This window comes from Paraburkholderia sp. SIMBA_027, assembly GCF_046535315.1.
GTDB lineage: Bacteria > Pseudomonadota > Gammaproteobacteria > Burkholderiales > Burkholderiaceae > Paraburkholderia > Paraburkholderia tropica.
In genome coordinates this window covers 1-266 of the sequence record NZ_JAWRWY010000733.1, presented here as the reverse complement: position 1 = coordinate 266, position 266 = coordinate 1, and the positions used below count along the sequence as shown (strand labels likewise).

Sequence of the window (266 nt, the reverse complement as noted above, 5' to 3'; positions counted from 1 at the left end):
GGAAAATTGCCAGCGTTCGCTCGATCGTCGGTGTCTTCGCAAGGCTCGAAAGCCCGGTCGATTTCGAAGCGCTGGACGATCAGCCCGTCGATCTCGTCTTCCTGCTGCTCGCTCCCGAAGGCGCGGGCGCCGACCATCTGAAGGCGCTGTCGCGCATCGCCCGTGTGCTGCGTGACCAGGATCTGGTTGCCAAGCTTCGCGCGACGGACTCTGCCTCGGCGATCTATGCCTTCCTCAACGAAGAGCAGGCCTCGAACGCCGCCTGA

General features: G+C 63.5%; 1 protein-coding gene. It reads left to right on the top strand.

All coding sequences use genetic code 11. From position 1 onward, the window contains the following. Positions 1-266, top strand: a 266-nt coding sequence (locus tag SB764_RS40985) for a PTS sugar transporter subunit IIA (protein ID WP_410866895.1), incomplete at its 5' end; no start/stop codon positions are given.